Source organism: Methylophaga lonarensis MPL (assembly GCF_000349205.1).
GTDB classification, from domain to species: Bacteria; Pseudomonadota; Gammaproteobacteria; order Nitrosococcales; family Methylophagaceae; genus Methylophaga; species Methylophaga lonarensis.
Window position 1 is genome coordinate 1 of sequence record NZ_APHR01000084.1, and the last position, 659, is coordinate 659.

Annotated in this window: 1 protein-coding gene; it reads left to right on the forward strand. The window is 52.5% G+C overall.

Annotation, left to right across the window (positions count from 1 at the left end):
- Positions 1–659 (forward strand): hypothetical protein (locus MPL1_RS13740; protein ID WP_009727543.1); only part of this gene is annotated, 659 nt, incomplete at both ends.

Here is a 659-nt window from a genome sequence, read left to right on the forward strand (position 1 = left end):
GCCGAAGCCGAAGTCAAGCCGAAGCCGAAGCCGAAGCCGAAGCCGAAGCCGAAGCCGAAGCCGAAGCTATCGACAGTGCGCATTGGCCAGAACCTGAACAGGGCCTGGTCCCGGACTTTGACACTGAACTTCAGCTTGAGTCGGAACCAGCACTGGAGGCAGAACCAGAACGTGAATTTGACGCTGCGGCGATGCAAACAAACGCTGAAGTGGAGTCTGATATTGCCCCCTCAGCTAACCAGGTCGAGGCAGCACCAGAAGAGCCCGAAGCCGTGTCAACCTATGAAGCTCAGCGCAGCCATTTAGAATCACTCAGGGAAAAACTGCGTGCTCGAACCGCAGAAATGAAAGCACGCAATGCCGCAGCGACTCAGGTGCAATCAATTGATATTGATACAGAAAATTCCAGTGAAACTGATGCGCCTATCGCGGACAGCGTGGATAATCTGGAAGCAGATATTAATTTCGAGAGCAGTGCCTCGCTGGATTCGCTTGATGATCAATCAACAACTAGCTTCGATGAACAGCCAGTCCAACTCGAACCGTTGATTGAGCCAGACCTTGAAATTAATGAATCATTGCCAAGCAGTGAGGAGCAGGATTTAATCTTGCCAGAGCCAGAGCCAGAGCCAGAGCCAGAGCCAGAGCCAGAGCCAGAT